The sequence below is a fragment of the Conexibacter sp. DBS9H8 genome (genome assembly GCF_023330685.1).
In the GTDB taxonomy this organism is placed as follows: Bacteria; Actinomycetota; Thermoleophilia; order Solirubrobacterales; family Solirubrobacteraceae; genus Palsa-465.
The window spans coordinates 2,273,624-2,300,382 of record NZ_CP097128.1; the positions used below are offsets into that span (position 1 = coordinate 2,273,624).

Annotated in this window: 27 protein-coding genes and 1 tRNA gene; 17 read left to right on the forward strand and 11 right to left on the reverse strand. The window is 71.3% G+C overall.

Features of this window, described 5'->3' with window-relative positions:
- Positions 1 to 15 precede the first annotated feature (15 nt).
- Positions 16 to 849, forward strand: coding sequence for an alpha/beta fold hydrolase (locus M3M55_RS10800; protein ID WP_249009513.1), 834 nt, complete (start codon positions 16 to 18; stop codon positions 847 to 849).
- Between the two features lie 143 nt (positions 850 to 992).
- On the opposite strand, the gene M3M55_RS10805 is transcribed toward M3M55_RS10800, so the two are convergent.
- The 5 genes from M3M55_RS10805 to M3M55_RS10825 form a co-directional block, all read right to left on the reverse strand.
- Positions 993 to 1,223, reverse strand: a complete 231-nt coding sequence (locus M3M55_RS10805; protein ID WP_249009514.1) for a hypothetical protein — start codon at positions 1,221 to 1,223, stop codon at positions 993 to 995.
- Between the two features lie 80 nt (positions 1,224 to 1,303).
- A complete protein-coding gene (locus M3M55_RS10810; RefSeq protein ID WP_249009515.1) occupies positions 1,304 to 2,203 on the reverse strand; it encodes a glucosyl-3-phosphoglycerate synthase in 900 nt (299 codons plus the stop codon).
- A 108-nt stretch (positions 2,204 to 2,311) separates the two neighbouring features.
- Positions 2,312 to 4,327, reverse strand: a complete 2,016-nt coding sequence (locus M3M55_RS10815) for an SDR family oxidoreductase (protein WP_249009516.1) — start codon at positions 4,325 to 4,327, stop codon at positions 2,312 to 2,314.
- A 71-nt stretch (positions 4,328 to 4,398) separates the two neighbouring features.
- Positions 4,399 to 4,677 carry a hypothetical protein gene (locus tag M3M55_RS10820; RefSeq protein ID WP_249009517.1) on the reverse strand — a complete coding sequence of 93 codons (279 nt, stop codon included), beginning with the start codon at positions 4,675 to 4,677 and terminating at the stop codon, positions 4,399 to 4,401.
- A gap of 14 nt (positions 4,678 to 4,691) precedes the next feature.
- Positions 4,692 to 5,561, reverse strand: a complete 870-nt coding sequence (locus M3M55_RS10825) for an alpha/beta fold hydrolase (protein ID WP_249009518.1) — start codon at positions 5,559 to 5,561, stop codon at positions 4,692 to 4,694.
- Positions 5,562 to 5,684: 123 nt separating this feature from the next.
- Between M3M55_RS10825 and M3M55_RS10830 the strand changes: the two genes are divergently transcribed.
- From M3M55_RS10830 to uvrC, 5 genes are read left to right on the forward strand one after another with little or no spacing between them, the layout of a single operon-like run.
- Complete coding sequence (locus tag M3M55_RS10830; RefSeq protein WP_249009519.1) at positions 5,685 to 7,643, forward strand: ABC-F family ATP-binding cassette domain-containing protein; 1,959 nt, start codon at positions 5,685 to 5,687, stop codon at positions 7,641 to 7,643.
- Between the two features lie 50 nt (positions 7,644 to 7,693).
- A complete protein-coding gene (locus tag M3M55_RS10835) occupies positions 7,694 to 8,536 on the forward strand; it encodes a response regulator transcription factor (RefSeq protein WP_249009520.1) in 843 nt (280 codons plus the stop codon).
- 9 nt (positions 8,537 to 8,545) lie between these two features.
- Positions 8,546 to 8,911, forward strand: a complete 366-nt coding sequence (locus M3M55_RS10840; protein WP_249009521.1) for a hypothetical protein — start codon at positions 8,546 to 8,548, stop codon at positions 8,909 to 8,911.
- A gap of 12 nt (positions 8,912 to 8,923) precedes the next feature.
- The gene (locus tag M3M55_RS10845; protein WP_249009522.1) at positions 8,924 to 9,427 is read left to right on the forward strand and encodes a hypothetical protein; all 504 of its coding nucleotides are present in this window, start codon (positions 8,924 to 8,926) and stop codon (positions 9,425 to 9,427) included.
- A gap of 35 nt (positions 9,428 to 9,462) precedes the next feature.
- The gene (uvrC, locus tag M3M55_RS10850; RefSeq protein WP_249009523.1) at positions 9,463 to 11,331 is read left to right on the forward strand and encodes an excinuclease ABC subunit UvrC; all 1,869 of its coding nucleotides are present in this window, start codon (positions 9,463 to 9,465) and stop codon (positions 11,329 to 11,331) included.
- A 67-nt stretch (positions 11,332 to 11,398) separates the two neighbouring features.
- Here uvrC and M3M55_RS10855 read toward each other — a convergent pair whose 3' ends face one another.
- A complete protein-coding gene (locus tag M3M55_RS10855; RefSeq protein ID WP_249009524.1) occupies positions 11,399 to 12,904 on the reverse strand; it encodes a glycosyl hydrolase family 79 C-terminal domain-containing protein in 1,506 nt (501 codons plus the stop codon).
- 10 nt (positions 12,905 to 12,914) lie between these two features.
- Entirely contained in the window at positions 12,915 to 14,465 is a 1,551-nt protein-coding gene (locus M3M55_RS10860) for a glycosyl hydrolase family 79 C-terminal domain-containing protein (protein WP_249009525.1), read from the reverse strand.
- A gap of 66 nt (positions 14,466 to 14,531) precedes the next feature.
- Here M3M55_RS10860 and rapZ point away from each other — a divergent pair, with 66 nt between their 5' ends.
- From rapZ to M3M55_RS10900, 8 genes are all read left to right on the forward strand, one after another.
- Positions 14,532 to 15,419 carry an RNase adapter RapZ gene (rapZ, locus tag M3M55_RS10865; protein ID WP_249009526.1) on the forward strand — a complete coding sequence of 296 codons (888 nt, stop codon included), beginning with the start codon at positions 14,532 to 14,534 and terminating at the stop codon, positions 15,417 to 15,419.
- Between the two features lie 21 nt (positions 15,420 to 15,440).
- On the forward strand, positions 15,441 to 15,803 hold the full coding sequence (locus M3M55_RS10870) for a VOC family protein (RefSeq protein ID WP_249009527.1): 363 nt from the start codon (positions 15,441 to 15,443) through the stop codon (positions 15,801 to 15,803).
- A gap of 141 nt (positions 15,804 to 15,944) precedes the next feature.
- Positions 15,945 to 16,949 (forward strand): type I glyceraldehyde-3-phosphate dehydrogenase, encoded by a 1,005-nt coding sequence (gene gap, locus M3M55_RS10875; protein ID WP_249009528.1) that lies wholly within the window; start codon positions 15,945 to 15,947, stop codon positions 16,947 to 16,949.
- 19 nt (positions 16,950 to 16,968) lie between these two features.
- Positions 16,969 to 18,144, forward strand: coding sequence for a phosphoglycerate kinase (gene pgk / locus M3M55_RS10880; RefSeq protein WP_249009529.1), 1,176 nt, complete (start codon positions 16,969 to 16,971; stop codon positions 18,142 to 18,144).
- Complete coding sequence (tpiA, locus tag M3M55_RS10885; RefSeq protein ID WP_249009530.1) at positions 18,141 to 18,896, forward strand: triose-phosphate isomerase; 756 nt, start codon at positions 18,141 to 18,143, stop codon at positions 18,894 to 18,896. Before pgk ends, tpiA begins: the two co-directional genes overlap by 4 nt.
- A gap of 4 nt (positions 18,897 to 18,900) precedes the next feature.
- Positions 18,901 to 20,430, forward strand: a complete 1,530-nt coding sequence (gene gpmI, locus M3M55_RS10890) for a 2,3-bisphosphoglycerate-independent phosphoglycerate mutase (protein ID WP_249009531.1) — start codon at positions 18,901 to 18,903, stop codon at positions 20,428 to 20,430.
- Entirely contained in the window at positions 20,427 to 21,083 is a 657-nt protein-coding gene (locus M3M55_RS10895) for a zinc ribbon domain-containing protein (RefSeq protein ID WP_249009532.1), read from the forward strand. Before gpmI ends, M3M55_RS10895 begins: the two co-directional genes overlap by 4 nt.
- An 88-nt stretch (positions 21,084 to 21,171) precedes the next feature.
- On the forward strand, positions 21,172 to 22,923 hold the full coding sequence (locus tag M3M55_RS10900; protein WP_249009533.1) for an ABC transporter ATP-binding protein: 1,752 nt from the start codon (positions 21,172 to 21,174) through the stop codon (positions 22,921 to 22,923).
- A 22-nt stretch (positions 22,924 to 22,945) separates the two neighbouring features.
- Here the strand turns inward: M3M55_RS10900 and M3M55_RS10905 are convergent, their stop codons facing one another.
- From M3M55_RS10905 to M3M55_RS10915, 3 genes are all read right to left on the reverse strand, one after another.
- Positions 22,946 to 23,581, reverse strand: coding sequence for a class I SAM-dependent methyltransferase (locus M3M55_RS10905; RefSeq protein WP_249009534.1), 636 nt, complete (start codon positions 23,579 to 23,581; stop codon positions 22,946 to 22,948).
- Between the two features lie 96 nt (positions 23,582 to 23,677).
- The gene (locus M3M55_RS10910) at positions 23,678 to 23,902 is read right to left on the reverse strand and encodes a DUF2256 domain-containing protein (protein WP_249009535.1); all 225 of its coding nucleotides are present in this window, start codon (positions 23,900 to 23,902) and stop codon (positions 23,678 to 23,680) included.
- A 177-nt stretch (positions 23,903 to 24,079) separates the two neighbouring features.
- Positions 24,080 to 24,152: transfer RNA gene (locus tag M3M55_RS10915), tRNA-Gly, on the reverse strand.
- A 194-nt stretch (positions 24,153 to 24,346) separates the two neighbouring features.
- Between M3M55_RS10915 and M3M55_RS10920 the strand changes: the two genes are divergently transcribed.
- On the forward strand, positions 24,347 to 24,727 hold the full coding sequence (locus M3M55_RS10920; RefSeq protein WP_249009536.1) for a hypothetical protein: 381 nt from the start codon (positions 24,347 to 24,349) through the stop codon (positions 24,725 to 24,727).
- A 179-nt stretch (positions 24,728 to 24,906) separates the two neighbouring features.
- Here M3M55_RS10920 and map read toward each other — a convergent pair whose 3' ends face one another.
- Positions 24,907 to 25,668, reverse strand: coding sequence for a type I methionyl aminopeptidase (gene map, locus M3M55_RS10925; protein ID WP_249009537.1), 762 nt, complete (start codon positions 25,666 to 25,668; stop codon positions 24,907 to 24,909).
- A gap of 35 nt (positions 25,669 to 25,703) precedes the next feature.
- Between map and M3M55_RS10930 the strand changes: the two genes are divergently transcribed.
- Together M3M55_RS10930 and M3M55_RS10935 are read left to right on the forward strand one after the other, a co-directional pair.
- On the forward strand, positions 25,704 to 26,276 hold the full coding sequence (locus tag M3M55_RS10930; RefSeq protein WP_249009538.1) for a TlpA disulfide reductase family protein: 573 nt from the start codon (positions 25,704 to 25,706) through the stop codon (positions 26,274 to 26,276).
- Positions 26,273 to 26,746 carry a cytochrome c-type biogenesis protein CcmH gene (locus M3M55_RS10935; protein WP_249009539.1) on the forward strand — a complete coding sequence of 158 codons (474 nt, stop codon included), beginning with the start codon at positions 26,273 to 26,275 and terminating at the stop codon, positions 26,744 to 26,746. Before M3M55_RS10930 ends, M3M55_RS10935 begins: the two co-directional genes overlap by 4 nt.
- The last annotated feature ends 13 nt before the right edge of the window (positions 26,747 to 26,759 follow it).

The following is a 26,759-nucleotide window of genomic DNA, read 5'->3' on the forward strand; positions in this document are numbered from 1 at the left end:
CTTAGGATGTTGGAAATGTTGGAGCCCTTGAACTCGCCCGCAGCCAGGCGGGAGCGCCCGCTCGTGCTGCTGCACGGGATCGCCACCGACCACCGGATCTGGGCGACGGTGGCTCCGGCGCTCGGGCGCCGGCGTCCCACGATCATCTGCCCGGACCTGCCCGGGTTCGGAGCAAGCCCGCCGGTGGGTGTGGGATTCGACCTCGCCGAGGTCGCCGACGCGGTCGTCGCTGACCTCGACGAGCGAGGGGTCGACGGTCGCTTCGATCTCGTCGGGCACTCGCTCGGCGGCGGCGTCGCGATCGTCATCGCCCACCGCCACCCCGCGCGGATCGGCCGGCTCGTCCTCGTCGCGCCGGCGGGCTGCCGGCCGCTGCCTGACGCCGTCCTCGCGCTGCTGACCGCCGCGCCGGTTGCCGGGTTGCTCAACGGTGGCGCCGACGCGTTCCTCGCCGCCCGGCGCCATGTCGCGCCGCTCACCGACGTCGCGTGGGGGCGGCGACTGCTGCTCGCCCTCTCAGTCGCCGAGCCTGACCGGGTGCCGCCGACGGTCGCGCGCGCGATGCTCGAGGCCTCCGCGGCCGCCCGGCGGACCGGTCCGGCGTTGGCGGCGATCGCGGCCGCCGACCTCTGCCCGCAGCTGGCGGCGGTGTCCGCCCCGGTGGCGCTGATCTGGGGTGAGGAGGACCGCACGGTGCCGATCCGCGCCCTCGAGGACATTCTCCGCGTCCGTCCAGAGGCGCCGACGGTCCGGCTCACCCACACCGGGCACGTGCCGATGGTGGAGGATCCGGACCGCTTCAGCGCGGCGTTGCTGGGCCTTCTCAACAACGACACAACCGTCGCCTGAGACGCCCGTAGGCTTCGCTGTGACGGGAACCTCCCTCCCGCGATGCGTCCTCGCACCCCTGCCACCCCCGCCTACATCCAGCTTGCTGACGGTCGTCGGCTCGCCTGGTCGGTGAACGGACCCGCGGAGGGTTGCCCGGTCGTCTACTGCCACGGAGCGCTCGGAACGCCGGTGGCCGCCAGCGTCGACCTGGATGCGGTGTGCGCGCGTCTCGGGGCCCGTTTCCTCGCGCCCTGGCGGCCCGGCATCCCGTGGGCGCGGAGGTCGACCTCTGGCACGGTGTCGGAGATCGCCTCGTCCCAGTCGACCATGCGCTCGCGCTCGCGGCGGCGCTCCCCTGCTGCCGGGTCCACCTCGACCCGGATGCGGGACACCACTTCTTCCGGTCACGACTCGGGACCATCCTCGCTGCACTCACCGACCCACAGCGGCGATCGCCCTGTGGTGGGGACGTTCAGGCCGCCGCGCGACGGTGCGAAAGCAACGGCGGCCGTTCGACGGTCGCCTCGCTTGAGGTGCCCGCGTAGCGCCCGTCGCGCTGAAGTCGCGTGTGGACGGCGGCGAGGACCGCGCTCGCCATCGGGCGTAGGTCCCGGAGAGCCTGGTGGGCGTTCTGGCGGACGTCGAGGTCGACCTGGGCTAGACTCTCGAGGCCGATCTCGGCGTAGGCGTCGATCAGCAGGGCGATGTCGACCCCGTAACCGGTGGCGAAGGGAAGGCTCTCGAGCAGGCTGCGACGGGCGGCGATCTCCCCGGCGAGCGGCTGGCGGATCCCCGCAAGCTCCGGGTAGAAGAGTTCGAGCAGGGGCCGGGCGGTGAGCTCGGTGACGCGACCTCCCCCGTCGGGCAGGGTGAGGGAGCCGACCTTGAACGGGCGCCGGTAGAACCCCTTGACGAACTCGGTCCGCGCGCCACTTGACCCCGTCCCGTCGACGAGCAGCGGACCGAGCAGCCCGCGCGCGAAGTGGTCGCCGAAATCCTCCGAGTCCGCGTCCAGGAAGCAGATCACCTCACCGTCGAGGACGGTGAGAGCCCGCCACATCGCGTCTCCCTTGCCGAGCACCGGCCCGAGTTCGGGCACGAGGGCGGCCTGGTCATACACCTCGGCCCCGGCGGCCGCGGCGATCGCGCCGGTCCCGTCCTCGGAGTCGTCGACGACGACAAGCTGATCGATCACCCCGGCATCAAGTAACGGCACGAGCGCGGCGATGATCGGGCCGATCGTCGCCGCCTCGTTGCGGGCGGGAAGACAGACCGAGACCGACTCGGACCGTTCGGCCGCCAGGCGATCGGCGGGGAACGCACGGTGGTGGTGGGTGTGCGTCTGCTCCCAGGCTCGAGCTCGCAACGACATCGGCTGAGACATCTTCGCAGGGTCGGCTATCGGTCGGCAGCTCCCGCATTCCGGCCGTCGGCTCAGCCGGGGGGCGGGCTCAGCCGCCCCCCGGCGCCACACCGACACCTACCAGTGAATCCCCTTCATCAGGTGAGCGAGGGCGACCTGCTCGGTCGAGGCGCGCTCCTCCGGGTTGATCTCGCCCCGGGCGGCCGCGGAGTCGGGGAACACCTTGTAGGCGGTCGACAGGATCTGATCCACTGCCTTGGGGAAGAGCGCGTAGGCGACCTCGCCGAACGTCCCCAGACGTGTGTTGATCTGTTTGGGCTTGGCGCGGATCGCCTCGCAGATGAGGTCCGCCGCCTCATCCGGGGAGATCGTCGGAAAGCTGTCGTAGATCTTCGTCGGGGCGATCATCGGCGTCCGGACGAGCGGCATGTGGATCGTCGTGAAGTGGACGTTGTCGGAGATGCACTCCGAGCCGACGACCCGCGTCCAGGCATCGAGCGCCCCTTTGGAGGCGACATAGGCGGAGAACCGCGGCGGGTTCGTCTGCACGCCGATCGAGGAGACGTTGATGACGTGGCCGGACCGCCGCTCACGCATCCCCGGCAGCAGCCCCATGACGAGCTTGATCGTCCCGAGGTAGTTGAGCTGGATCGTCCGTTCGAAGTCGTGAAAGCGGTCATAGGAGAGGGCGATCGAGCGCCGGATCGAGCGGCCGGCATTGTTGACGAGCACGTCGACGGCCGGATGCTCGGCGGTGATCTGCTGACACAGCTCGTCGATGGAGTCGATGCTCGAGAGGTCGGCCGAGTAGGCGTAGGACGTCCCCCCGGCGTCGGCGATCTCGCGCTGGACCTCCAGCAGCTTGTCCATTCCGCGGGCGACGAGGATCGGAATGCCACCGGCGGCGGCGATCTTCATGGCTGCGGCGCGGCCGATCCCGGAGGAGGCACCCGTGATGAGCACCGTCTTGCCGTTGACCGCACCCTCGAAGGAGCGATCGCGGAACAGGTCGGGGTCGAGGTTGCGTTCCCAGTAGTCCCACAGCCGGGCCGCGTAGGTCTCCAGCTCGGGAACGGCGATCCCGGAGCCGGCCAGCGCCCGCTCGGTGTCGCGGGCGTCGAACTGGGGGACGAGCCGGACATGCTCGATCACCTCCTCCGGGATCCCGACGTCGGCGAGTAGGGTCCGGCGGATGTTCCGGGCCGCCGGCAGCTGCATGAGCATCCCGACCGTGCCCTTGGGAAGGGCTGCGAGCAGGCGAGTGTCGATCCGCAGGGACAGTTGGGGGGCGTGCGCGGCGCGGGCGAAGGCGTTGATCACCTCCCCGGAGCGCTGGGAGCGTGGGTTGGTGAGATGGAAGGCCTGGCCGTCGAGTCCGGGCTGGTGGGCGATGTGGTCGAGCGCGCCGGCGACGAAGTCCACGGGCACGATGTTCGTGAAGCCGAGTTCGGGGCCGACGAGGGGAAACCATCCCGGCAGCCAGTGGCGCAGCAGCTTGATCAGGTTGAAGAAGTAGTAGGGACCGTCGATCTTGTCCATCACCCCGGTGCGTGAGTCCCCGACGACGATCGCCGGCCGGTAGACCCGCCAGGCGCCGGCGGTCTGGGTACGGACGAGCCGTTCGGCCTCGAACTTCGTCTTGTGGTACGGGTGCTTGAGCGGCTGGCCCTCGTCGAAGTAGTCCTCGCGGAACAGGCCCTTGTACTCGCCGGCCACCGCGATCGAGGAGACGTGGTGAAGGATCCCGGCGGACAGTTCGTTGGCGAGCGTCACCGCGTGCCGTGTCCCCTCGACGTTGGCGATCCGGTTCGCGTCGTCGGTGACCGTCATGTCGTAGATCGCCGCGAGGTGGAAGAAGTGGTCGATCCCGGCCTTGCGCAGGCTCTCGAGATCGTCGTCGGAGACCCCGAGCCGGTCCGATCCGAGGTCGCCGATCACCGGCCGAATCCGGCCGGACGCGTTGAGGCCGGTCTGATCCCAGCCTGAGATCAGCTGCGACAGCCGTTCCTGGGAGCGGGCGCGGACGAGAAGGTGGATGTCCGGGACGCCGTCGGGCCGGGGGGGCCGGGCGAGGAGTCGTTCAACGAGGTTGCGGCCGATGAACCCGGTGGCGCCGGTAAGGAAGTAGCTCACGGGTCGAAAAGCTACCGTCTGGCTGGGGGAGGCGGCGCCAGTTGCAGCGCCGGCTCACCGGGCCCGGTGGCCTACCAGCCGGTCTTGACCGGGCTGGCGGCCCGGGCGGCGGCTTCCGCGTCCATCTTGCGGTGCTTGCGCCGGTCCAGCCACGCCTGGATCAGCGAGAACACGACGATGATCGTCGGGAACAAACCGAGCAGGACGAACATCGTGTTCGTGATGACGATGGCGTTGGTGGGTCCGTAGAGGCCCTCCCCGCCGGTGGCGGCCGCCAGCGCCGGGCCGGCCGAGACGAGCAGGGCGAGGAACGGCCCGAGGCAGAGGATGAGGGTTCTCAATCGGCGCATCATGGCGGCCGATCTTACCGGCTGGCTCCGACGCGTGTCGCCATCTCGGAGGTGACCGCGGCGAGGGCGGCGAGCAGCGCGTCGGTGTACCGGGCGCCGGCGCCGGTGACCTCGAGATGGTCGATCGGGGCGTCGAAGATCGGGGCCTCCAGCGCGGCGGCGAGATCCCGCTGCTTGCGGGGCGGGACGACGGTGTCCCGGGAGGTGAGGACGACCGCAGCGGGGGTCGGCTCGGGGCCGAGCCAGGGGCGGCTGTCAAAGCGGCTGAGCTCGCGGCCGGCCTCGAGGATGTCGGGGACGTTGTGGCGGGTGAGCTCACAGCGCACCCAGGCGGTTTCGGGGCTCGGGTGCAGGCCGACACGGCGCAGACCCCAGTCCCAGAACCGGTTCGGCGCAAGGCGCATCAGCACACCGCCGATCTCGAGGGCGCGCCAGGAGCGTCGCAGCTGCGGATCCTGCCAGTGCTGGGCGGTTCCCGACAGCACGAGGGCGCCGACGACGTCAGGGTGGTCACGGCGGACGAGCTGGGCGATCGCGCCGCCCATCGAGTAGCCGACGATCACGGCGGGGGTGAGAGCGAGCTCGCGAAGGACGGCGGCGGCGTCCGCGGCGCACTCGGCGAGCCGGAACGGCGTGGTCGTCCGGAGGCCGCGCCCATGGCCGCGGTGGTCGATGGCGAGCACTCGGTACCCCGCGGCGATGAGCGGGGTATAGACCTCGGCCCAGTTGAGGTCGGCGGAGGCGATCCAGCCGTGCAGGAGCAGCACGACCGGACGGGACTCCGGCTCGCCGGGGGAATGGGCGGGGTCGGAGTCCCGCAGGAAGAACTCGCCACGCCCGTTCACCTGAACGGTGCGTGCGGCCGGGAACGGACATGGGGGCATGGGCGCGAACGTCGCAGCAGCCATGCGGGTCGAGTCTAGCCATCGCGCCCTCGGGTTCCCGGCTCGCGAACGGGACCCATCGCGCCACCGGCCCGCCGGCCACGGCGAACTACCCTGGCGATCGTGGCCGTTCTCATCGCCTCCGATCTGCGCAAGGACCTCCAGGGCGACCCGCTGTTCCGGGGGATCTCCTTCAAGCTCGAGCCGCGCGACCGGATGACCCTGTCGGGGCGCAACGGGGCGGGGAAGACGACCCTGCTGCGGATGCTCGCGGGTGAGGAGTCCATCGACGGCGGCGAGCTCGTGTTCGCCAAGGGCGCGAAGGTGAAGCTGCACGACCAGCGACCCCCGCGTGAGCGGGACATCACCCTGCGCGACTACATCCTCTCCGGCGCGCCGGAGCTGCTTGCCCTCGAGGAACGCCTCGCCGGCCTCGAGCTGCGGATGGCCGACGGTGACTACGCTGAGGCAACCCTCAACGCCTACGCCGACGCGCAGGCCGAACTCGAGGCCGCCGGCGGATACACGTGGCGGGAGGAGGCGCTCGCCACCCTGAACGGGCTCGGGTTCAACGCCCCGGAGCTGCTCGAGCGTCGCCTCGACACGTTCTCCGGCGGCGAGCTGACGCGGGCGTCGCTCGCGCGGGCGCTCGCGGGCAAACCCGATCTGCTGCTGCTCGACGAGCCGACCAACCACCTCGACATCGCCTCGCTCGAGTGGCTCGAGAGCCATCTCGTGTCCCTCGATGCGGCGATCGTCATCGTCGCTCATGACCGCTGGTTCCTCGAGTCGGTCGCCACCAGCGTGCTCGAGCTCGAGGCCGGCCGGGCGAAGTTCTTCCCGGGCACCTGGCACCAGTGGCGCAAGGAGAAGGCCGCCCGTGAGCTGGCGCTCGGCCGGGCGATCGAGCGCCAGCAGGCCGAGATCGACAAGCTCGAACGGTTCGTCGCCCGCTTCAGCGCGGGCACCCGGGCCCGACAGGCCCAATCCCGGGCCAAGCGGCTCGCGGGGATCGACCGGGTGACGCGAGACCCCCGCGAGCGGGAGTCGCTTGCCTTTGCCTTCAAGCCGCCGGAACGGTCGGGACGGATCGTCTTCGAGTTCTCGGACGGCCGGATGGCGATCGGCGAGCGAACGCTGCTCGATCAGGGTGAGCTGTGGCTCGAACGGGGCGAGCACGTGACCCTCGTCGGGCCGAACGGGGCGGGCAAGACGACCCTGATCGAGACGCTCGCCGGCGCCCGGCCGTTCGCCGACGACGGCTCGGAGGCCCGGGATGCGACCGGGATGGCGCTGAAGGCCGCTCCGCCGGCGGCTGTGGGCACGCCGGCTGCGACGGACGGCGGCCCGCAGGTGACCGGGCGGCTCTCCACCGGCCACAACGTCAAGATCGGCTTCCTCTCCCAGCACGCCGACTCGCTCGGCGCCGGCAGCGCGCGGACGGTGATCGAGGCGGCGGTCAAGCGTACCGGCTTGCCGCCCGGGCAGGCGCGGGCCCTGCTCGGCCGGTTCCTGTTCAGCGGCGAGGACGCCGAGAAGCCGCTCGAGGGCCTCTCCGGTGGTGAGCGCCAGCGCCTGCAGCTGGCGATCCTCGTCCAGTCGGGAGCGAACGTCCTCATCCTCGATGAGCCGACCAACCACCTCGACATCGACAGCCGGGAGGCACTCGAGGACGCCCTCGCCGGCTTCCAGGGATCGCTGTTGCTGATCTCCCACGACCGAGCTCTGCTCGACGCCGTCGGAACGCGGACGATCGCGCTCGAGGACCAGACCCTGCGCTCCTACGTCGGCGGGTGGCCCGAGTACCTCCGGGTCCGCGCCGAGCGCGAGGCTGAGGCCGCCGAAGCGAAGGCGAAGAAGGCCCGCCCCGCACGGGCGCCAACCCCGGCCCGACCGCCGGCCCGACCGGCGGCGGCGCAGGCGAGCCGGCTCGAGGCCCAGATTGCGGCGGCCGAGGCTGAGCTCGCGGCGATCGAGGCGGAGCTCGTCAAGGGCTGGAGCGTCGAGCTCGGTGACCGCTATGAGGCGGCCAAGGCGAAGGTGGAGGGCCTGTACGCGAAGTACGAGCGCGTCGCCGGCTGACGCGGCCAGGCGCGGCGTCCGTCCGCGGCGGCCCTACACTGGAGGGCACGATGTCGATCTCCACCGACTCGGCGGCGGTCCGGATCGCCCTCTTGGACGACGACAGTGGACTGCTGACCGTGCTCGCGCGCCGACTCGACGCGTTGCACTGGACCCACGAGCTGCTCAGCTACGCGCCGGCTCCCGAGCAGCTCGCCGCCCTTCGTGTGCACGCGCTCGTGCTCAACCCGGCCCTCACCGGCCTCGAGTACGTCGAGCAGCTCGCAGTCAAAGCACCGTCGGTCGGGCTGCTGCTGATCGCCGGCCACGGCACGGTCGCCGACCGAGTCCGCGCTCTGCGCGGCGGTGCCGATGACTGGATCGCCAAGCCTGTCCACCCGGAGGAGCTCGTGGCCCGGATCCAGGCGGTGTTGCGGCGACGGCGCGTCGGAGCTCAGCCGGATGAGGACGTCCCGCTCAGCGTCGGTGAGCTGACGATCCGTCCGGACCGCTTCGACGCGTATGTCGGCGGCGAGCCGGCCGGCCTCTCCCGCAAGGAGTTCGAGCTGCTGCATCAGCTCGCGGCCGCCGAGGGGAGGGTGCTCGAGCGCGAGGTGATCTACCAGCGTGTCTGGGGCTACATGATGGTGCGTGGTGACCGCTCCGTCGACGTGTTCGTCCGCAAGCTCCGCACCAAGCTCGAACGGCTCTCGCCCGGCTGGCGCTACGTCCACACCCACTTCGGGGTTGGCTACCGGTTCGCACCTGAACCGCTCGACCCCATGCCCGCCGCCGACGGCGTCCCGACCGTCGATACCGTCCCCGCTCCCGCCGCGGCGACCAAGCCCGCCCCCGCGGCCGCAGGCCAAGCGCGAGCTGTGACGAGCGGCGCCAAGACCCCCGCCCTCGTCTGAGCGGCACCGATGCCGACGATCTCCCCCACCATCCGCAACGTCGCGATCATCCTGATCCTCGGTGCGCTCGTAGACGTCGTTCCCGGCGGCGGTACCGCCTCGAGCACGGCGCTCGAGTTCGTCTACCTCGCGTTCCTCGGCGCCTTCGTCTGGGTCGCCGCCCGCCTCTACCGTGAGCATCGCGTCACCATCTACGCGCTCGAGGACCGTCGCCGCGCGATCGCCTACGCCGCCGCCGGGGTGATCGCCCTCACCCTCACCGGCACGAGCACGCTGTGGAACGAGGGACCGGCGGGCAACATCGGCTGGCTCGTGCTGTTGATCGGGGCCGGCTACGCCCTGTTCGCGGTGATCCGCAGCGCCCGTCAGTACTGACCGTCGGCCCAGGTGCGTGACGACGGTCTCATCCGGGTCGGTCGGCGCCTCAGTGTCGCCGGCGCGGGGCTGTTGGCGCTGTCGCTGCTGCTCACCTGGAGCCATCAACTGCCCCCGATCGAACGCGCCCGCTTTCCCGGGCCGGCGCTGTTCGGAATCCCGGCCGCCCCGAATGCCTTCCAGGTGTACGCAAGCGTCGGTGAGCTGTTCGCCGTCCTCTCCGTCGGGATCACCGCCGCCGGATTGCGGGGTCGCCCCGGAGCCGTCGCGGTCGCCCTCACCGGCACGCTGATCGCGCTCGCCTTCACCGTGCGGGCGATCCTCCACGCTCCGACCAACGGTCTCCTCCTCGCCCTGGGCCGGGGCGGTGGCGCCCACTACGTCAGCGATCCCGCCACTCCGGGATCCGGTGAGACCGTCGCTCTCTGTGGGCTCGTCCTCGCCGTGGCCGGGCTCGCCCTGATCGGGACCGCGATTCGAGCCCGGCGTGACCCTCGACACGCCGCCCGCGCCTGATCGAGCCGGCGGATGCGGCCTCTACCCTCAGAGGCGTGCCAGTCCTCTCCGCCGACCGCCGCCGCGAACTGCCGGACGAGCCGGGGGTGTACCTGTTCCGAGACGATCGCGGGCGAGTCCTCTACGTCGGTAAGGCGATCTCGATCCGCAAGCGGGTCTACAGCCACTTCAACAAGCCGAGCACCCGCGCCGGCGGCGACCTGCTCGGGATGATCGACACGATCGAGGCGCTCGTCGTCCGCACCGAGGCCGAGGCGCTGCTCGTGGAGGCGAACTTCATCAAGCAGTACCAGCCGCGGTTCAACATCCGTCTGCGTGACGACAAGTCCTACCCGTTCATCGGGATCAGCCTCGACGAGGCGTTCCCGCGCGTCTACTTCACCCGTGAGCGCCACCGCCGCGGCAGGACTTACTTCGGCCCGTTCTCAAGCGCCAAGCGGGTCCGCGCGACTCTCGAGGTGCTTGAGAAGGTGTTCCTGTACCGCTCCTGCGACGGTCCGACCCCGGGCCGCCGCAGTGGCTCGCCGTGCCTGGACTACTACATCAAGCGGTGTGAGGCGCCGTGCGTCGGCTACGTCACCCAGGAGCAGTACCGGGCCGGGATTGACGGGGTGATCGCCTTCCTGTCAGGCCGCTACAAGGAGATCGAGCAGCGGATCGAGTTCGAGATGCGGATGGCCGCCGCCGAGCAGCGTTACGAGGACGCCGCCCGGGAACGCAACCGGCTCACCGCCGTCCGCTCGCTGCTCGAGCGCCAGCGGGTGGTCAGCGATCAGGCCGGCAGCTTCGACGCGATCGCGATCGCGAGTGCCGACGGGGACGCCAACGCCCAGGTGTTCCAGGTCCGGGACGGCATCCTCGCCGACCGCCAGAGCTTCTACCTCGACAACGCTGCCGACGCTCCGATCACCGACGTCCTGCCCGCCTTCGCCCTCCAGTACTACACGGCGACGATGGTAATCCCGCCGCTCGTGATCGTCGCCCAGGAGGTCAGTGACACCGCGACGCTCGCGGAGGTACTCAGCGAGCGCCGCGGGGCCCGCGTCGAGGTACGGGCCGCCGAACGGGGCGCGAAACGGCGGATGCTTGAACTCGCCGACCGCAACGCCCGGCTCGCCCTCGACCAGGAGAGGCTGCGCGCCCAGCGCCGGCGCCAGCAGCGGGTCGAGGCGCTCGACGGACTCGCGGCCGCGCTCGGGCTCGACGCCATCCCGCTGCGGATCGAGTGCTACGACATCTCGACCCTGATGGGCACGAACACGGTCGCGTCGATGGTCGTCTTCGAGGGGGCCGCCCCGAAGAAGTCCGACTACCGCCGCTTCAAGGTGCGGGTCGTCGGTGACGGAGAGAACGGCCCCGACGACTTCGCCAGCCTCGAGGAGATCCTCGGCCGCCGCTACGCGCAGTTCGAAGCCCACCACGAGCGCTCCCCCCACGACGGGGACTACGACCCGAGCTTCGCCGCGCTCCCGAACGTGATCGTGATCGACGGCGGAAAGGGCCAGCTCGCCGCCGGACTCCGGGCGCTGCAGGGGTTCCGTGACCGCGGCGTGACGGTGATCTCGCTCGCCAAGCGGATCGAGGAGGTGTTCATCCCCGGACGGCCCGATCCGCTGCTGCTCGCCCACGACACCCCGGAGCTGCAGCTGCTCCAGCGGATCCGGGATGAGGCACACCGGTTTGCGATCACCCACCACCGCCAGCGCCGGGACGCGGCTCTGACCGCCTCGATCCTCGATGAGGTCCCGGGGATCGGCCCGGCGCGCAAGCGGGCGCTGCTCACCCACTTCGGCTCCCCCGAGGCGGTCCTCTCCGCCTCGGCCGCGGAACTGGAGGCCGTCGCCGGGGTGGGGCCGAAGTTCGCCCGCGACCTGCACCGGGAGCTCCACAAGGCCGGGGTCTGATCGCCCCGGATCGGAGACCGGCCCGGCCCGGTTCCGGTCCCGGTGGACCGGAACCGGGAGACGACGCTCAGCCGGTGAGAAGAGCGGCGCTCGCAGGTGGGACCGTCAGGGACACCAATCCGTGTCTGAGTCGGAGACCGGTGAGGACCGGGCTGGCGAGCCGGCCGGTGGGGGTGTGCAGCGCGAAGGTCCGGCCCCCAAGGCGGACGCCGGCGCGGGCGGTGAGGCCCGGAGCGGTGAGCGTCTCGAGGGTCAGGGACGCGTGCGTCGGCGCGGGAAGCGCGAGACGGACGCGAAGGGGCGTGGTCGCGCTGTCGTTGATGAGGACCGTGCGGACGGTGCCGTGGGCGCCGCGGGTCGCCCAGATCCGCAGGGCGCTCCGGCTCGCGTGGGCGGCCAGCAGCCGGGCGCCGGGCGGGAAGGCACGGCTGAACATGAGCATCCCGTAGTAGAGCGGGCTGACCGTTCCCGACCAGTGGCCGTGGCGGTCACTGAAGCGGAACGGCGCATAGGCGGCACCGGGCAGCGTGTGCAGGTTGACGCCGTCGACCCCGGCCCGGGCCATCGCGAACAGGGTGTCAAGCACCCACAACGCGGAGGCGAACGTGTCCGAAACCCCGGCACGCCCGCCACAGGAAGCCGAGTTGAGCTCGTCCACGCGCAGCGGGCGCCCGTCCGCGTGGGCGACCTGGGCGAACGGGGCGACGCTCGCGGCGAGCCCGCGGCTCGAGGCGCGGTCGAGCAGATGGGTGATCGTCGGGGCGAGCGGGCCGGTCGCCTCCGCGCCACATCCCCGCAGCGGGTAGCGGTGGAACGTGACGATCCCGAGCCGGGGGGCCGTCGCGAGAAAGCGGCCGAGGTTCGCCATCCAGGTGGCGTAGGCGTCGGCCGGGCCGGCGAGGGGGACCGCGGGCAGTGCCGCCGCCCAGCGATCGAACTCGGCGCTGAAGGCCTCCTCGTTCCAGCCGCGCCCTCGGGCGAAGCCCACCTGCCCGGCGCGTGTTCGGTACCAGGCAAACCGGGTGTACACGTCCGGTTCATTGCCGATCTCGAGCGCGGCGACGTACTGGCCGCCGACCCCCGACACGAGGGCACGGGCCTCCGCGGCGGCGACCTGCGGGTTGTCGGCGGCGAGGTTGACGCCGAGGATGAGCCGGGCCCCGAGCCTGGCCGCCGCCGCGTGCACGGTCGCCAGCCAGTCCGGAGTGAGGGTGTAGCTGACCCCGGCGGGCTCGACCAGCCCCGGCAGCGGCCACCAGGTGTGGTCGGTGCTGTCGCCGCCGATCCGCAGGATCGGGGCCTGTCCGGGATTGAGCTGGCGGATGAGGGTGAGGAAGACAGGGTTGAGGGCGCGCGGACTGCGGCCGAGGTAGGCGTGAATCGCGCTGTATTCGAGGGAGAAGCCGAGGAACCCAGCCGGGAGCGGCGCACCGGCCGCCGTGCCGGTGACGGTCGCCTGCACGGAGAGTGGGGTGGGTCCGGAGCCGGCGGCGAGGAGCGAGGCTGCGGCGATCACGGCGACGGTGAGGAGCGTGACGGCGAGGCGCCGCCGCCGGTGGTGCGCGGCGGACATGAGCGGGAGCTTATGGGGCGGCGGTGGCGAGGATCACGGCGCTCGCAGGAGGGACGGTGAAGCTGTAGGCGCCACCGCTGGGGAGGAGCGTCGTCGTGGCCGGTGGGCCGAGCCGCCCGGTGCTCGTGCTCGGGCCGAAGCTCGCGCCGCCGAGGGTCACCCCGGTCGTTGCGGTCAGGGACGGGGCGGTGAGCGTCTCGACGGTGAGCGGCGGGCTGGTCGGGAGAGTGAGGGTGACGGCCGCCGGTGTGCTCGCGTCCGCGTTGACGATCGTCGTCGCGACCCGGCCGTCGGGGGCGAGGGTGGCCGTCGCGCTCACCTCACTGCTGCCGACAGTGCTCGAGTCGGTGCTCGCCAACTCCACCGCGCCCGGTGGAAAGCCGGCGCAGAAGGCGAGCAGGCCGTAGTAGAGCGGGGCGACCACGCCGGTCCAGTGCCCGGCGTGGTCACGGAAGCTGAACGGGGCGTAGGCGGCACCGGGAAGGGTGTGGATGTTGACCCCGTCGACGCCGGCGGCGGCGAGATCGTCGAGGGTCTCGAGCACCCACAGGGCCGACGCGAACGTGTTCGACACTCCAGGGGCGCCCTCGCAGGAGGCGCTGTTGAGCTCGTCGACGCGGAGGTTGACGCCCTCGGCGCGTAGCGCCGCGGCCGGGGCGGCGAGCGGGGCGGCGAGCCCGGTCGTCGCGGCGGGCGAGAGAAGGTTGGCGACGGTCGGGTAGTTCGGCGAGCTGGGGCTGACCCCGCAGTGGGAGAGCGGGTAGCGGTGGACGGTGAGGAACGCGACCCGGGGGAGGCTATGGGCAACCGGGATAAGGGCGGGAAGCCACGCGGTGGTGGCGAGCGCGCCGATCGCGAGCGGCACCTGCGGCACCAGGCCCGCCCAGCGGGTGAGCTGCCCGAGGTAGCGTCCGAGCGGGTACGGGTTGAGCCGGCGGAGGATCTCGACGCCGTTCGGGAGCTCATACCACGGAACACGCGGGTAGAGGTCGGGTTCGTTGCCGATCTCGAGGGCGGAGACACCCTTGCGGCCAACGCCGTCAAGTAGCGCTCGCGCCTCGACGGAGGCGATCTGCGGATCGTTGGCGGCGAGGTTGACCCCGAGGATGAGTCGGGCGCCGGTGGCGGCCACGAGCGCGTGGACGGTGGAGAGCCAGTCGGGTGTGATCACGTTGGTGACGGCGACCGGCGGGAGCACCCCGGGGAGGGGCACCCAGGTCTCATCGGTCGAGTTCCCGCCGACCCGCAGGACCGGAAACTGGCCCTGGGCGACCCCTTGGAGGAGGGCGAGGAACACCGGGTCAAGCGCGTTCGGGTCAGGGCCGAGGTAGGCGCGCAGGGCGCCGTACTCGACCGAGAAGCCGAGGAAGCCGGCCGGAAGCGGCTCTGACGTCGGGGTCGAGCCGACCGTCACCTGGACGGCGACGGGGCCGGGGGGGGATGGGGCCGCCGCCCGCGCATATGGGGGGAGGAGGCACGCGGCGACGAGGAGGCAGAGGGCGGCGGCGCGGAGGGGGAGGGCCGACGGGCCGCGGTGGCGAGACGGGGTGAAAGCGGCCATCGGCGAGACATGGTGACGGACCGAGCGGGCGGCCGTCCGCCGCGTCCGTCAAGCTGTCAGGCCACGATGCCCCCGCCCGACCTCGCGCTCAAGGACCTCGTCGTCATCACGGGCCTCTCTGGCGCGGGCAAGTCGACGGCGATGGCCGCCTTTGAGGATGAGGGCTACTTCTGCGTCGACAACCTGCCGCCGGAGATGATCACCACCCTCGTCGACCTGTTCACCCACTCGGGCTCGAAGGTGGAGAAGGCAGCGGTCGTCTCGGACCCGCGAGCGGGGAGCTACTTCGCCGGGCTTGCCGAGTTGCTCGACGGGCTCCGCGACCAGGCTCTTCCCTGCCGTGTCCTGTTCCTTGACGCCTCGGATGAGACGCTGCAGACCCGGTACAAGGAGACCCGCCGCCGTCACCCGCTCGCCCCGCGGGGGAGTGTCGCGGAGGGGATCGCGCGGGAACGCGAGCTGCTCGCTCCAATGCGTGAGCGGGCGGACGTGATCATCGACTCCGGTGGGCTCAGCGCCGCTCAGCTGCGCCGGCGGCTCGCGGACGAGCTGTTCCCGAGTCCGACGCCCGGTGGGCTGTCGATCACCTTTGAGAGCTTCGGGTTCAAGTACGGGCCGGTGCGCGACACCGACCTGATGTTCGACGTCCGCTTTCTGCCCAACCCGCACTACGACCCGGCCCTGCGACCCCACACCGGCCTCGACGCCGCCGTCGTCGCCGCAGTCAACGAGGGTGGCGCCCTTGAGGAGTTCTACGCCAAGCTCAACCCGCTGCTGGACTATCTGCTCGCCCAGTACCTCGCTGAGGGCAAGGCTCACCTTCTCGTCGGAATCGGTTGCACCGGCGGCCGCCACCGGTCGGTGGCGATCGCCGAGGGGCTCGCCGCCCGGTACCGAGATACCCCCGCCTACCAGGTGGAGGTCGTGCACCGTGACATCGAGAAGCCCCATTGACCCGAGGCCGGGGCTGAGGCGATGATCGACCACGTCGGCTTCGAGGTGCGCGACCTCGCCCGCTCCGCCGCCTTCTATGACCCGATCTTCTTCGCCCTCGGCGGCCGGCGGATGGTCGAGTCGGCCACCGCGGTCGCCTACGGGGTCAACGTACCGGTGTTGTGGATCGTCGTGCGGGGGACGCCGGGCACGCCGGGGTTCGGCCACATCGCCCTCACCGCCGCCGGCCGGGCCGCCGTCGACGCCGCCCACCGGGCGGGTCTTGCCGCGGGCGGGGTCGACGACGGTGCCCCGGGTCTGCGGCCCCAGTACGGCCGGCGCTATTACGCCGCCTATCTGCGTGACCCGGACGGCTACCGGGTGGAGGTCGTCTCCCGTCGCTGAGGCGCCGGCTCGCGTCCGCCTCGGCGTGTGAGCGCACGTTCGGAGCGGGGACCGGTTACTGTAAGGGGAGCCGGCAGCGCCGGCTTTTCTGTGTTCTGGGCACGAACCAGAGAGTGAGATTTCGATCAAGCGGAGGCTTGCATGGCGGTGAAGGTAGGCATCAACGGGTTCGGACGGATCGGACGCAACGTCTTCCGGGCGGCGTACGCCCAGGGTGCGGACATCGAGATCGTCGGCCTCAACGACCTCGTCGACCCCGGAACGGTCGCTCACCTGCTCAAGTACGACTCCACCTTCGGCCGCTTCCCCGGCCGCGTCGAGGCCGCCGAGCGGGCGATCCGCGTCGACGGCCGGGAGATCGCGCTGTTCTCCGAGCGCGACCCCGCGGCGCTGGCGTGGGAGGAGGTCGGCGCCGAGGTCGTGATCGAGTCGACCGGCCTGTTCACCAACGCCGAGAAAGCACGGGCGCACCTCGGCGGGACGGTGCAGAAGGTCGTCATCTCCGCGCCTGCGAGCAATGAGGATGTCACCGTCGTCCTCGGCGTCAACTTCGATCAGGCCTACGACAAGGCGGCGCACACCGTCATCTCCAACGCCTCCTGCACGACCAACTGCCTCGGACCGATCGCCAAGGTCGCCCACGAGACCGTCGGAATCCGCCACGGGCTGATGACGACGATCCACGCCTACACCTCCGACCAGCGCCTCCAGGACGCGCCCCATGGTGACCTCCGCCGCGCCCGGGCGGCCGCCGAGAACCTGATCCCGGCCTCCACCGGGGCAGCGAAGGCGATCGGCCTCGTCATCCCCGAGCTCAACGGCAAGCTCAACGGCTTTGCCGTGCGTGCCCCCGTCCCGACCGGATCGGTCGTCGACCTGACCTTCGAGGCCGCCCGGCCGACGACGGTGGAGGAGATCAACTCGGCGCTGGAGGCGGCAGCCCAGAGCGGCCCCCTCGCCGGGTACCTCGAGTACACGACGGACCCGATCGTCTCCTCCGACATCGTCGCCAACCCCGCCTCCTCGATCGTCGATGCGAGCCTCACGGCGGTGATCGACCAGACGATGGTGAAGATCGTCTCCTGGTACGACAACGAGTGGGGTTACTCCAATCGGGTCGTCGATCTCGTTCAGAAGCTCCTCTGAGCGTCCGGCGGGGGGACCGATGAGGACGATCGACGAACTCCCGGACCTGCGCGGCAAGCGCGTGCTCGTCCGGGTCGACTTCAACGTTCCGCTCACGGCGACCGGGGCGGTCGCCGACGACACGCGGATCCGCGCGGCGCTACCGACGCTGGAGACGCTCCGCGCACGGGGTGCCGCGCTCGTACTCGTCTCCCACCTGGGTCGCCCGAGCGGGCGCGAGCCCGAGTTCTCCCTCGGGCCGGTCGCGGCCGCGCTCAGCGAGCGGCTCGGCACGCCCGTCACGCTCGCGAGCGGCTGCGTTGGCGAGACCGTCGCTGCCGAGGTCGCCGCCCTCGGTGAGGGGGACGTGCTGCTGCTGGAGAACGTGCGCTTCGAGCCGGGGGAGACCGGCAACGATCCGACCCTCGCCGCCGCGCTCGCCGGGCTCGTCGACGTCTACGTCAACGACGCCTTCGGCGCCGCCCACCGCGCCCACGCATCGACCCACGGGGTCGCCACGCTCGTCCCGCTGCGGGCGGCGGGACTCCTGCTCGAACGGGAGGTGACGACGTTGACGACGCTGCTCGAGCAGCCCGACCGACCGCTCGTCGCCGTCATCGGCGGCGCGAAGGTGTCGGACAAGATCACCGTCATCGACCGCTTCCGCGAGCGGGCCGACACGATCCTGATCGGCGGGGCGATGGCGTTCCCGTTCCTCCGGGCCCAGGGACATACGGTCGGAGCCTCGCTCTGTGGTGAGGAGGACACGCGCCTTGCTGAGGCGACCCTCGCCTCCTGGGCGGGTTCCCGGGCCGTCCTCCAGCTGCCCGTCGACCTCGTGCTCGGCGATCACTTCGGCGCGGACGCCGACCCGGTGCCCCTCGACGGCCTCGACGTGCCCGAGGCGATGATGGGTCTCGACATCGGACCGCGGACGGTGGCCGCCTACGCCGCGGTGATCGCCGCGGCCGGCACCGTGTTCTGGAACGGTCCGATGGGCGCCTTTGAGCTGCCTCCGTTCGCGGCGGGGACACGCGGGGTCGCCGAGGCGGTCGCCGACGCGCCCGGGATCACGGTCGTCGGTGGCGGTGACTCGGCCGCTGCGATCGCCCAGTTTGGCTTGGCCGAGCGGGTCACGCACCTCTCCACCGGAGGTGGCGCCGCGCTGGAACTGATCGAGGGCAGGGAGTTGCCCGGAGTGGAGGTACTGAGATGAGCGGACGGACCCCGTTGATCGCCGGAAACTGGAAGATGCACAAGACGGTGGCGGACGCGGAGGCGTTCATCTCGGCGCTGCTGCCTCGCATCTACGCCGCCGACGGCGTCGACGTGGCGATCTGCCCCGCCTTCACCGCGTTGGCGGCGATGGTCGACTCGACCCGCGGTTCCCGGGTCCAGGTGTTCGCCCAGAACGCCCACCACGCGGCCGAGGGCGCCTTCACCGGTGAGGTGTCCCTGCCGATGCTCGGCGAGGTTGACGTGCACGGGGTCATCCTCGGCCACTCCGAGCGGCGCGAGTTCTTCGGGGAGACCGACCGGGCGCTTGCGCTGAAGCTGCCCGCCGTGCTCGAGGCCGGAATGGTGCCCGTGCTGTGCGTCGGGGAGACCGAGGATGAGCGCGACAACGGCGACACCGAGCGCAAGCTTCGCCACCAGGTGCAGGAGGGGCTTGCCAAGGTGCCTGAGGAGCAACTCGGGGGGGTGGTGATCGCCTATGAGCCGATCTGGGCGATCGGCACCGGGCGGGTCGCCACCGCCGAGCAGGCTCAGGAGGCCTGCGGGTTCATCCGGGCGCTCGTCGCGGGACGCTCGAGCGCAGCGGCGGAGACGGTCCGGGTGCTCTACGGCGGCTCGGTGAAACCCGAGAACGCCGCCGAACTGCTCGGCCAGGCCGACATCGACGGGGCGCTCGTCGGCGGGGCATCTCTGGAACCGGAGTCCTTCGCGGCGATCATCGCCGCCGCCTGAGCCCGTGCGTCACCCCCGCTTCGGTCAGGTCGCCCTCGTCGTCCTCGACGGCTGGGGGTGTGCCCCGTCGGGGCCGGGCAACGCGATCTCGCTCGCTCGGACCCCGGTGTTCGACCGGTTGTGGGCGGACTTCCCGCACACCACCCTCACCGCCTGCGGGCGCGCGGTCGGCCTGCCGGACGGTCAGATGGGCAACTCGGAGGTCGGTCACCTCAACCTCGGCGCCGGCGCCGTCGTGATGCAGGACCTCACTAGGATCGACCTTGCCGTCGAGGCGGGCACCCTCGCGGAGAACCCGGTGCTCGCCGAGGCGTTCGCTGCGGGGGCGCGGCCGGGCGGCCGGCTGCATCTGATCGGACTCGTCTCCGACGGTGGCGTCCACTCCTCCGACCGTCACCTGGAGGCGCTGATCGGCGCCGCGGCCGCCCGGGGTGTCGAGGACGTCGTCCTGCACGCCTTCACCGATGGCCGCGACACCCTTCCGCACTCCGGGCAGGGGTTCCTCGCCGCCGCGGAGGCGACGATGGCCGCTCGCGGCTGCGGTCGGGTCGGCTCCGTGATCGGCCGCTACTACGCGATGGACCGCGACCACCGCTGGGATCGGGTCGCCCAGGCATGGAACCTGCTCGTCCGCGGGGAGGGAGAACGGCGGGCCGCGACGGGAGCTGGAGCGGTCGCCGCCGCCTACGCAGCCGGGGAGTCGGACGAGTTCATCTCCGCCACCACCGTCGGACCCGAGGCGCGAATCCGACCGGGCGACAGCGTCATCGCCTTCAACTTCCGGCCCGACCGGATGCGTGAGATCACCCTTGCCCTCACTGACCCGGACTTTGAGGGCTTCGATCGCGGGGCGACACCGGTCGTCGAGCAGTACACGACGATGACCGAGTATGCCGAGGACTGGACCTTCCCCGTCGCCTTCGCACCCGCCCGCCCGGAGGTGACCCTCACCTCCGTCATCGCCGAGCGCGGCGACCGTCAGCTCCACGTCGCCGAGACGGAGAAGTACCCGCACGTCACCTACTTCTTCGGTGGCGGCGCGGAGGCCCCAGCCCCCGGGGAGCGCCGGGAGGTCGTGCCGTCCCCGCGGGACGTCGCAACCTACGACCTCAAGCCGGAGATGAGCGCGGAGGCGGCCGCCGACGCGTTCATCTCCGCCTGGGCCGAGGACCACCCCACCTTCGGGATCATCAACTTCGCCAACACCGACATGGTCGGCCACACCGGGGTGATCGCCGCCGCGGTCCGCGCCGCCGAGGTCGTCGACGCGCAGCTGGGCCGGATCGTGGAGGCGGTCCGGTCCGACGGCGGCGCGCTTCTGATCACCGCCGACCACGGCAACTCCGACCACATGCTCGAGCCCGACGGCAGCCCGAACACCGCGCACTCGCTCAGCCCGGTGCCGGTGATCGTCACCGTCGACGGGCTCACCCTCCGTTCCGGAGGGGTGCTCGCAGACGTCGCCCCGACGCTGCTCACTCTGCTCGGTCACCCTCAGCCGGCGGCGATGACCGGGACGAGCCTGCTCAGATGACCGGACCGCCGGCAGCGCCCGGCGGCTCTGAGGTCGTCGTTCGCCCCGCCGGCCCGCCACCGCGGCGGATCCGCGCGCGAGCCCGTGCCACGCTGGTGCGTGGTCGCACCGGGATGCGCCGGCTGCGGGGCTGGTGGGCCGTGCCGCAGGTCCGCCGCGGGGCGGTCCGGGTCGCTCAGGCGGCGCTTCTGGCAGCCGGGATCGGCGGGGCGCTCGTGCTCCTGCGCCGCTGGGGCGTGGCGGCGGCCGGCGCCGCCGGCGCGCTCGCCACCCTCGGTCGGCGGGTGATCGCGGCCGCCGGCCAGGTCCCCGCGGCGGCGCGCACCGCCCTCGGACTGCGCTGGCTCGCCCGGCTGCTGCGCGCGGGCGCCACCGGCGGGGCCCCGCGCGGGCATCGCCCGTGCCCGTGCTGTCACAGCCGGATCCGTGCCGACGCGCGCGTCTGTTACCGCTGCCGCAGCGCGGTCGCGCCCGCCGGTCGCCGCCGCGCCCGGTGGCGCGGCGGCGTCGCCACCCTGTGGCGGGTTCTCGCCCTCGACCTCTACCGCCGCTGCCCGCACTGTCGCCGTCGCGTCCATCCCCGGGCACGGGTCTGCCGGTGGTGTGGACTGCCGATCGCCGGCGGGCGCAGACGCCGCCGACCGCGCGGCTGAGAGCCGCCGGGCGGCGTCTGCGCGATCGAGGGTCGCGGTTCGCCGGCGCGTCGACGACGGTGCCGAGGACCGTCCTACGCTGGCTTGGATGCGCAAGGACGCCCGTACCCTCGCCTTCTTCTGGGAGTGCTCGCGACGCTACCCGCGGCTGCTGATCGGCACCTTCGGGTACAACGCGCTCGCGATCGTGGCCGACTCGACGGTGCCCCTGATCATCGCGATGGGGCTCAACCACCTCGCCTACGGCCACCACGGCTGGCACTGGTTCATCGTCCCCGGGATCGCCGTCGCGGTGCTCCAGGCCCTCGGCGTGATCGGCTGGAACCGGGGGATCAAGAACCTCTGGCGGCTCGAGATCAAGGTCCGCGAGGACCTTGCCGAGCGGACCTTCAGTCACATCGCCCACCAGTCCGAACAGTTTCACCTCGACAACTTCGGCGGAGCACTCGTCGCCGACCAGACGAAGTTCATCTCCGCCTACGAACGTCTGATGGATGAGGCGGTGTTCTCCTATTTCACGACGCTGATGACCGTCCTCTTCATCGTCGTCGCACTCGTCTGGACGCTGTGGTGGTTCGTCCTCGCGCTGCTGATCATGTCCGCCCTCTACATGGTCGTCGGGGTGCGCACCCGCCAGCGCGAGATCCCCCAGTCGGAGAAGGCCGCGAGCACCCATTCACGCCAGACCGCCCAGATCGCCGACACGGTGACGAACATCGGCACGGTCCGCAGCTTCGGCCACGAAGGCCATGAGGACGACCTCTACGAGGTACGCACCGACCGCTATGTGCGGGAGGAGCGCGAGCTGCTGGCGCTCAACATGGCCGGCTTCTTCGCCTCCGAGACGGTCAACCGGATCACCCTGCTGGTCGTGCTCGGCTTCGCCGTGTTCGCCGTCATCACCTGGGATGCGAAGGTCGGGACGATCCTCATCGTCGTCACCTACACCCAGTCGCTGCTCAACCGCCTCCACCAGGTCCAGCGGTCGCTCAAGAACGTCGTCAAATCCCTTGGGGATGCCCGCTCGATGATGGCGATCCTCGACACCGAGCCGACGGTGACCGACGTCCGCCATCCGCGCCCGTTCCGGCTCACCCATGGGGCCGTCGAGTTTCGGGACGTTCACTTCGCCTACCCGGGCCGGGAGACGCTCTTTGACCACTTCAACCTGATGATCCCCCCGGGCCAGCGTGTCGGGCTCGTCGGCGCATCCGGGTCGGGCAAGACGACCCTGTCGAAGCTTGTGCTGCGCTTCATCGACCTCGACGGCGGCCAGATCCTCATCGACGGGCAGGACATCAGCCAGGTCGCCCAGTCGGAGTTGCGCCAGCAGGTCACCTACGTCCCCCAGGAGCCGCTGCTCTTTCACCGCACGATCACCGAGAACATCGCCTACGGCCGCCTCGGGGCCGAGCGGACCGAGGTGATCGCCGCCGCCGAGCTATCCCGCGCCGCCGAGTTCATCGACGAGCTGCCCGAAGGCTATGAGACGATGGTCGGCGAGCGTGGGACGAAGCTGTCGGGCGGCCAGCGCCAGCGGATCGCCCTCGCCCGCGCGTTCCTCAAGCGCACCCCGCTGCTGATCCTCGATGAGGCGACCTCCGCGCTGGACTCCCACTCCGAGGCGCTCATCCAAGCCGCCCTGAGCGACCTGATGGAGGGACAGACGGCGATCGTCATCGCCCACCGGCTCTCGACCGTCGCCGGGCTCGACCGGATCGTCGTGCTCGACCAGGGCCGGGTGATCGAGGACGGCGCCCACGCTGACCTGCTCGCGGCCGACGGCGTCTACGCGAGCCTGTGGGCCCGCCAGTCCGGCGGGTTCATCGCCGGACGCTGAGCGTCGCGGTGATGCCGTCGGCTCATCGGCGGACGCTGCCTGCCGCGACGAACCAGGCGCCGTCGAGGATGATCTCCCCGTCGATCTCCTCGGCGAGCTCCGCAGCGGTGAGGAAGCGTTTGAACACGCGGTGGCGGGAGCCGTCGTTGAGTACTCGCTCGTCCCAGCGCTGCGATGGCGTGTCGGGCCGCCGGGCGGTGTCGACGATCACCAGCTCGGAGGCGACCCGACGCGCCTCAGTGAGGAAGCGATCCCGCTCGCCCGCGGGCAGGTGACCGTAGAAGTGGCCGCTGAACACGCGCTCGAACGCGCCGTCGGGGAACGGAAGCCGGAGCGCATCGGCAGTGAGCACGGTCGCGTCGGGTACGCGCCCACGGGTGATCGCGACCATCGCCGGGCTCTGGTCGACGGCGGTCAGCTGACCGGGGAGGTGGCGGGTGAGGAAGCCACTGCCACAGGCGACGTCGAGGGTCCGTCGCGACGTGAGGTGTGCGAGCAGGACGGTGAGGCGTTCCACCTCCGCGGCCCAACCGGGGCGGTCCCGGTCGGCGAACACGCCGGTGCCGAGGTACCAGTCGTCGTACTCGGCGGCCCGCTGCTGGTAGTAGGCGGCGGTCGCCGGGTCGGTGGCGAAGCGGGGCGCAGCCGGGTCAGACACGGGGCGATCGAGATGCGGGGCCGGCGTGAGATGCGAGGGCGGCTCGGGGGTGGGGAGGGGCGGCGCTCCGAGGATGGCGAGGGTGCGAGCGTGCGTTCATGGCCGGGGGCGGCGGTGGGCGGAGCGTCCCGACGGGGCAGGGGGGTCGGTCGCCGCCGCGGCGACCCCGGCCACGGCGGCCGCCCGCGCACCGCGGCGGCAGCGCTCGGAGCAGTAGCGCACCTGATCCCAGTCCCGTGCCCACTTGTGACGCCAGTGAAACGGGCGGCCACAGACCGGGCAGACCTTCGCCGGCAGGTCGGATCGGCGGCGGGGTGCCATCAGGCTAAAAGCTACCGGCCCACAACACGATCCGTGTTCCATCCGGGTATCCGGATTCTCTCCGTCAGGAGCCGCCTGGCGGAACGCAGCGAGGTCGGGGACCTCGGGTCCGGCGGGGAGACGATGAGACTCCGCCGCTTGGCTGCCCGATGGGCAGCACAAGCCGGGTAAACGAGAAGCGGCGGACGGGGGTCGAACCCGCGACCTTCGGCTTGGGAAGCCGACGCTCTACCAACTGAGCTACCACCGCGACGCCTGATCAATCTAGCGAACCGGCGCACTGGGATGCGGTGGCGCGGGCGTCTCCCCCGAGCCGACCCGAGCGGTTGGGGGATGGGTGGCGGGTGGGTGGGAGCGGGTGGGTGGGAGCGGTCGAGTCAGCGCGACGACCCGTCCAGGGTGGCGCGGGTGATCGTTCCCTCCCGTCCGGTAGAACTTCTGCTCATGAACGCCACCACATTTGCCGTGGGTGCCGCGCGCGCTCGGCTCGCCTTCGGGATCGCCGCCCTGGCCGCGCCCGCCGTCATGGTCACGTCGATGACCGGCCGCAGCCCCGAGGGCGCCGAGCGGGAGTTCACGCGGATGTGGGGCGGGCGCGATGCCGCCCTCGGGCTCGGGCTCATCGCCGCGGTCAACGGCGGAGCGCCGGTGGCCGGGTGGGTGCGCGCCGCGGCCGTGGCGGACGCGTGTGACGCGGTCGGCGCGGTGCTCGGACGCACGCGGCTCAGCGAGAACGGATTCAAGGTGACGCTCGCGATCGCCGGCGGTTCGGCGGCCGCTCATCTCCTGCTCGCCCCATGGGCCGACCGGCGCGCCGGTCTCTGAGTCACGGGGGGACTAATGCGTTCCCACGACGCATTTGTCCCCCGTCGTTCCCGGTCCAGCGCCCGAACCACAATGGCGGGGGACTTTCGTGCCCTGAGGGCACGGTTCTCCCCCCTCGTTCGCTTGGCCTCCGGACACCGTGCCGCCACCTCGCGGGCCGGGGCGGAGCTTCAGTGCTCTCAGTCGCCCTCAGGCGGCGCCGTGAGCACGACCGGCCCGCCCTCACCAACGATGATCGTGTGCTCCTCATGGGCGGACAGGGAACCGTCGCGGGTCCGCATCGTCCAGCCGTCGCGGTCTTGGACGAGTTCCTCTCCGCCGGCCCCGAGCATCGGTTCGATCGTGAAGACCATCCCCTCTCGGAGGATCTGGTCACCTTCAGGGCCCTCGAACGGGAAGTTGTAGACAGTCGGATCCTCGTGCATCTCGGTGCCGATCCCGTGGCCGGTCAGATCGCGGAAGACGGTGAAGCCCCGCGCGGTGCTCACCCGTTCCACGGCCGCGCCGATGTCGCGCAGGCTCGCCCCGGGCTGGGCGGCCCGAATTCCCGCGGCGAGGGCGGCGTGGGTGGCGGCCATCAGCCGCTGGGCCGCCGGGGACACCGGGCCGACCGGCACCGTCGTCGCCGCGTCCGCGTGGAAGCCGTCGAGCTCGGCGGCGATGTCGAGGGTCACGAGTTGGCCGGCCCGGAGTCGCCGGTCCCCCGGAATGCCGTGGACCACCTGATCGTCGACGCTGACGCAGATGAACCCGGGGTAGTCGTAGGTGAGGATCGGACCCGAGCGCGCGCCCTCGGCGCGCAGGAACGCCGCGGCTGCCCGATCGAGCTCGCCGGTGCTCACACCCGGGGCGACCGCCGCCCGAGAGTGAGCCAACGCGGCGGCGATGAGCGCACCGATCCGGCGCATCCCGGCGACGGTGTCAGGATCGGAGGCGACCACGGGGTCAGCGTAGTCACCGGTAAGCTGTGACGACGATGCGCCGGTATGCCGTGCCTGCTGTGATCACCGCCGTGGCGGTTGCCCTGCTGATCGTGCTCGCGACCGGGATCGCCAGTCAGGGGACGAACAACTCGATCGCTGACGGGGTCGCCACTCACCACTACCGCACCGCGCCGGATCTCCACGCCCAGCTTCCGGCCCTTGCGGGGGACCCGGCGGACGGCGGCCGGCGGACCCGGAGTCTTGCCGACTACCGCGGCAGGGTCGTGCTGATCAACCTGTTCGCCTCCTGGTGTGTCCCCTGTCAGGCCGAGGCGCCGGTGCTCCGCCAAGCCCAGGCACTGCTGTCGGCCCACGGCGGGACCGTGCTCGGTGTCACCTACCAGGACAGCCCCCAGAACGCGCTCAGCTTCATCCGCCGCTACCACATCGACTACCCGGTCGTGCGGGACGTCGCCGGGGCGTTCGCCAACGCCTACAACGTCAACGGGGTGCCGGACACGTTCGTGATGAACCGGGCCGGTAAGATCGTCGCGTTGAACCTGTATCAGCTCACCCCGGCCTGGGTGCACCAGACGCTTCCCCGGATCATCGCGGAGCAGTCATGATCCGACTCCGTCGGCTGCTCGTTCTCATCGGCCTCAGCGGCGCTCTGCTCCCCGGCACGGCGGTGGCGGCTGGCCATCTCAGTGCCTACAGCCTGCAGCCGACGTTCATGTGCGTCTCCTGCCACGAGCCGCTCAACCAGGTCAGCTCACCGGAGGCGCAGGCCGAGAAGCAGACGCTCGCCCAACTCGTCAACCGTGGGCTGACGCTGCCGCAGATCAAGACTCAGATGGTCAGCGACTACGGTGAGCAGGTCCTCGCTCAGCCTCCGGCTCAGGGTCTCGATCTGCTCGTCTACATCTTGCCTCCGCTCGTGCTCGTACTCGGGCTCGGGCTGCTCGCCTACAACCTGCCGCGCTGGCGCCGGCGCTCCCGGGCGGCGGCGATGGTCGAACTGTCCTCCGAGGTATGGCAGCTCTCGCCGTCGGATGCGGCGAGGCTCGACGCTGAGCTGCAGAGCTTCGACCGCTGAACGCGGCCGCTCA

Bases quoted from the DNA above. Each gene is read 5' to 3' on its own strand.
- M3M55_RS10920 (WP_249009536.1), top strand. From the start codon at position 24,347: ATGAACGCCACCACATTTGCCGTGGGTGCCGCGCGCGCTCGGCTCGCC.
- M3M55_RS10935 (WP_249009539.1), top strand. From the start codon at position 26,273: ATGATCCGACTCCGTCGGCTGCTCGTTCTCATCGGCCTCAGCGGCGCT.
- M3M55_RS10840 (WP_249009521.1), top strand. From the start codon at position 8,546: ATGCCGACGATCTCCCCCACCATCCGCAACGTCGCGATCATCCTGATC.
- M3M55_RS10930 (WP_249009538.1), top strand. From the start codon at position 25,704: ATGCGCCGGTATGCCGTGCCTGCTGTGATCACCGCCGTGGCGGTTGCC.
- pgk (WP_249009529.1), top strand. From the start codon at position 16,969: ATGAGGACGATCGACGAACTCCCGGACCTGCGCGGCAAGCGCGTGCTC.
- M3M55_RS10810 (WP_249009515.1), bottom strand. From the start codon at position 2,203: ATGTCGTTGCGAGCTCGAGCCTGGGAGCAGACGCACACCCACCACCAC.
- M3M55_RS10800 (WP_249009513.1), top strand. From the start codon at position 16: ATGTTGGAGCCCTTGAACTCGCCCGCAGCCAGGCGGGAGCGCCCGCTC.
- M3M55_RS10825 (WP_249009518.1), bottom strand. From the start codon at position 5,561: ATGCCCCCATGTCCGTTCCCGGCCGCACGCACCGTTCAGGTGAACGGG.
- M3M55_RS10895 (WP_249009532.1), top strand. From the start codon at position 20,427: ATGACCGGACCGCCGGCAGCGCCCGGCGGCTCTGAGGTCGTCGTTCGC.
- M3M55_RS10910 (WP_249009535.1), bottom strand. From the start codon at position 23,902: ATGGCACCCCGCCGCCGATCCGACCTGCCGGCGAAGGTCTGCCCGGTC.
- M3M55_RS10900 (WP_249009533.1), top strand. From the start codon at position 21,172: ATGCGCAAGGACGCCCGTACCCTCGCCTTCTTCTGGGAGTGCTCGCGA.
- M3M55_RS10855 (WP_249009524.1), bottom strand. From the start codon at position 12,904: ATGTCCGCCGCGCACCACCGGCGGCGGCGCCTCGCCGTCACGCTCCTC.
- M3M55_RS10820 (WP_249009517.1), bottom strand. From the start codon at position 4,677: ATGCGCCGATTGAGAACCCTCATCCTCTGCCTCGGGCCGTTCCTCGCC.
- tpiA (WP_249009530.1), top strand. From the start codon at position 18,141: ATGAGCGGACGGACCCCGTTGATCGCCGGAAACTGGAAGATGCACAAG.
- rapZ (WP_249009526.1), top strand. From the start codon at position 14,532: ATGCCCCCGCCCGACCTCGCGCTCAAGGACCTCGTCGTCATCACGGGC.
- M3M55_RS10860 (WP_249009525.1), bottom strand. From the start codon at position 14,465: ATGGCCGCTTTCACCCCGTCTCGCCACCGCGGCCCGTCGGCCCTCCCC.
- M3M55_RS10870 (WP_249009527.1), top strand. From the start codon at position 15,441: ATGATCGACCACGTCGGCTTCGAGGTGCGCGACCTCGCCCGCTCCGCC.
- M3M55_RS10835 (WP_249009520.1), top strand. From the start codon at position 7,694: ATGTCGATCTCCACCGACTCGGCGGCGGTCCGGATCGCCCTCTTGGAC.
- gap (WP_249009528.1), top strand. From the start codon at position 15,945: ATGGCGGTGAAGGTAGGCATCAACGGGTTCGGACGGATCGGACGCAAC.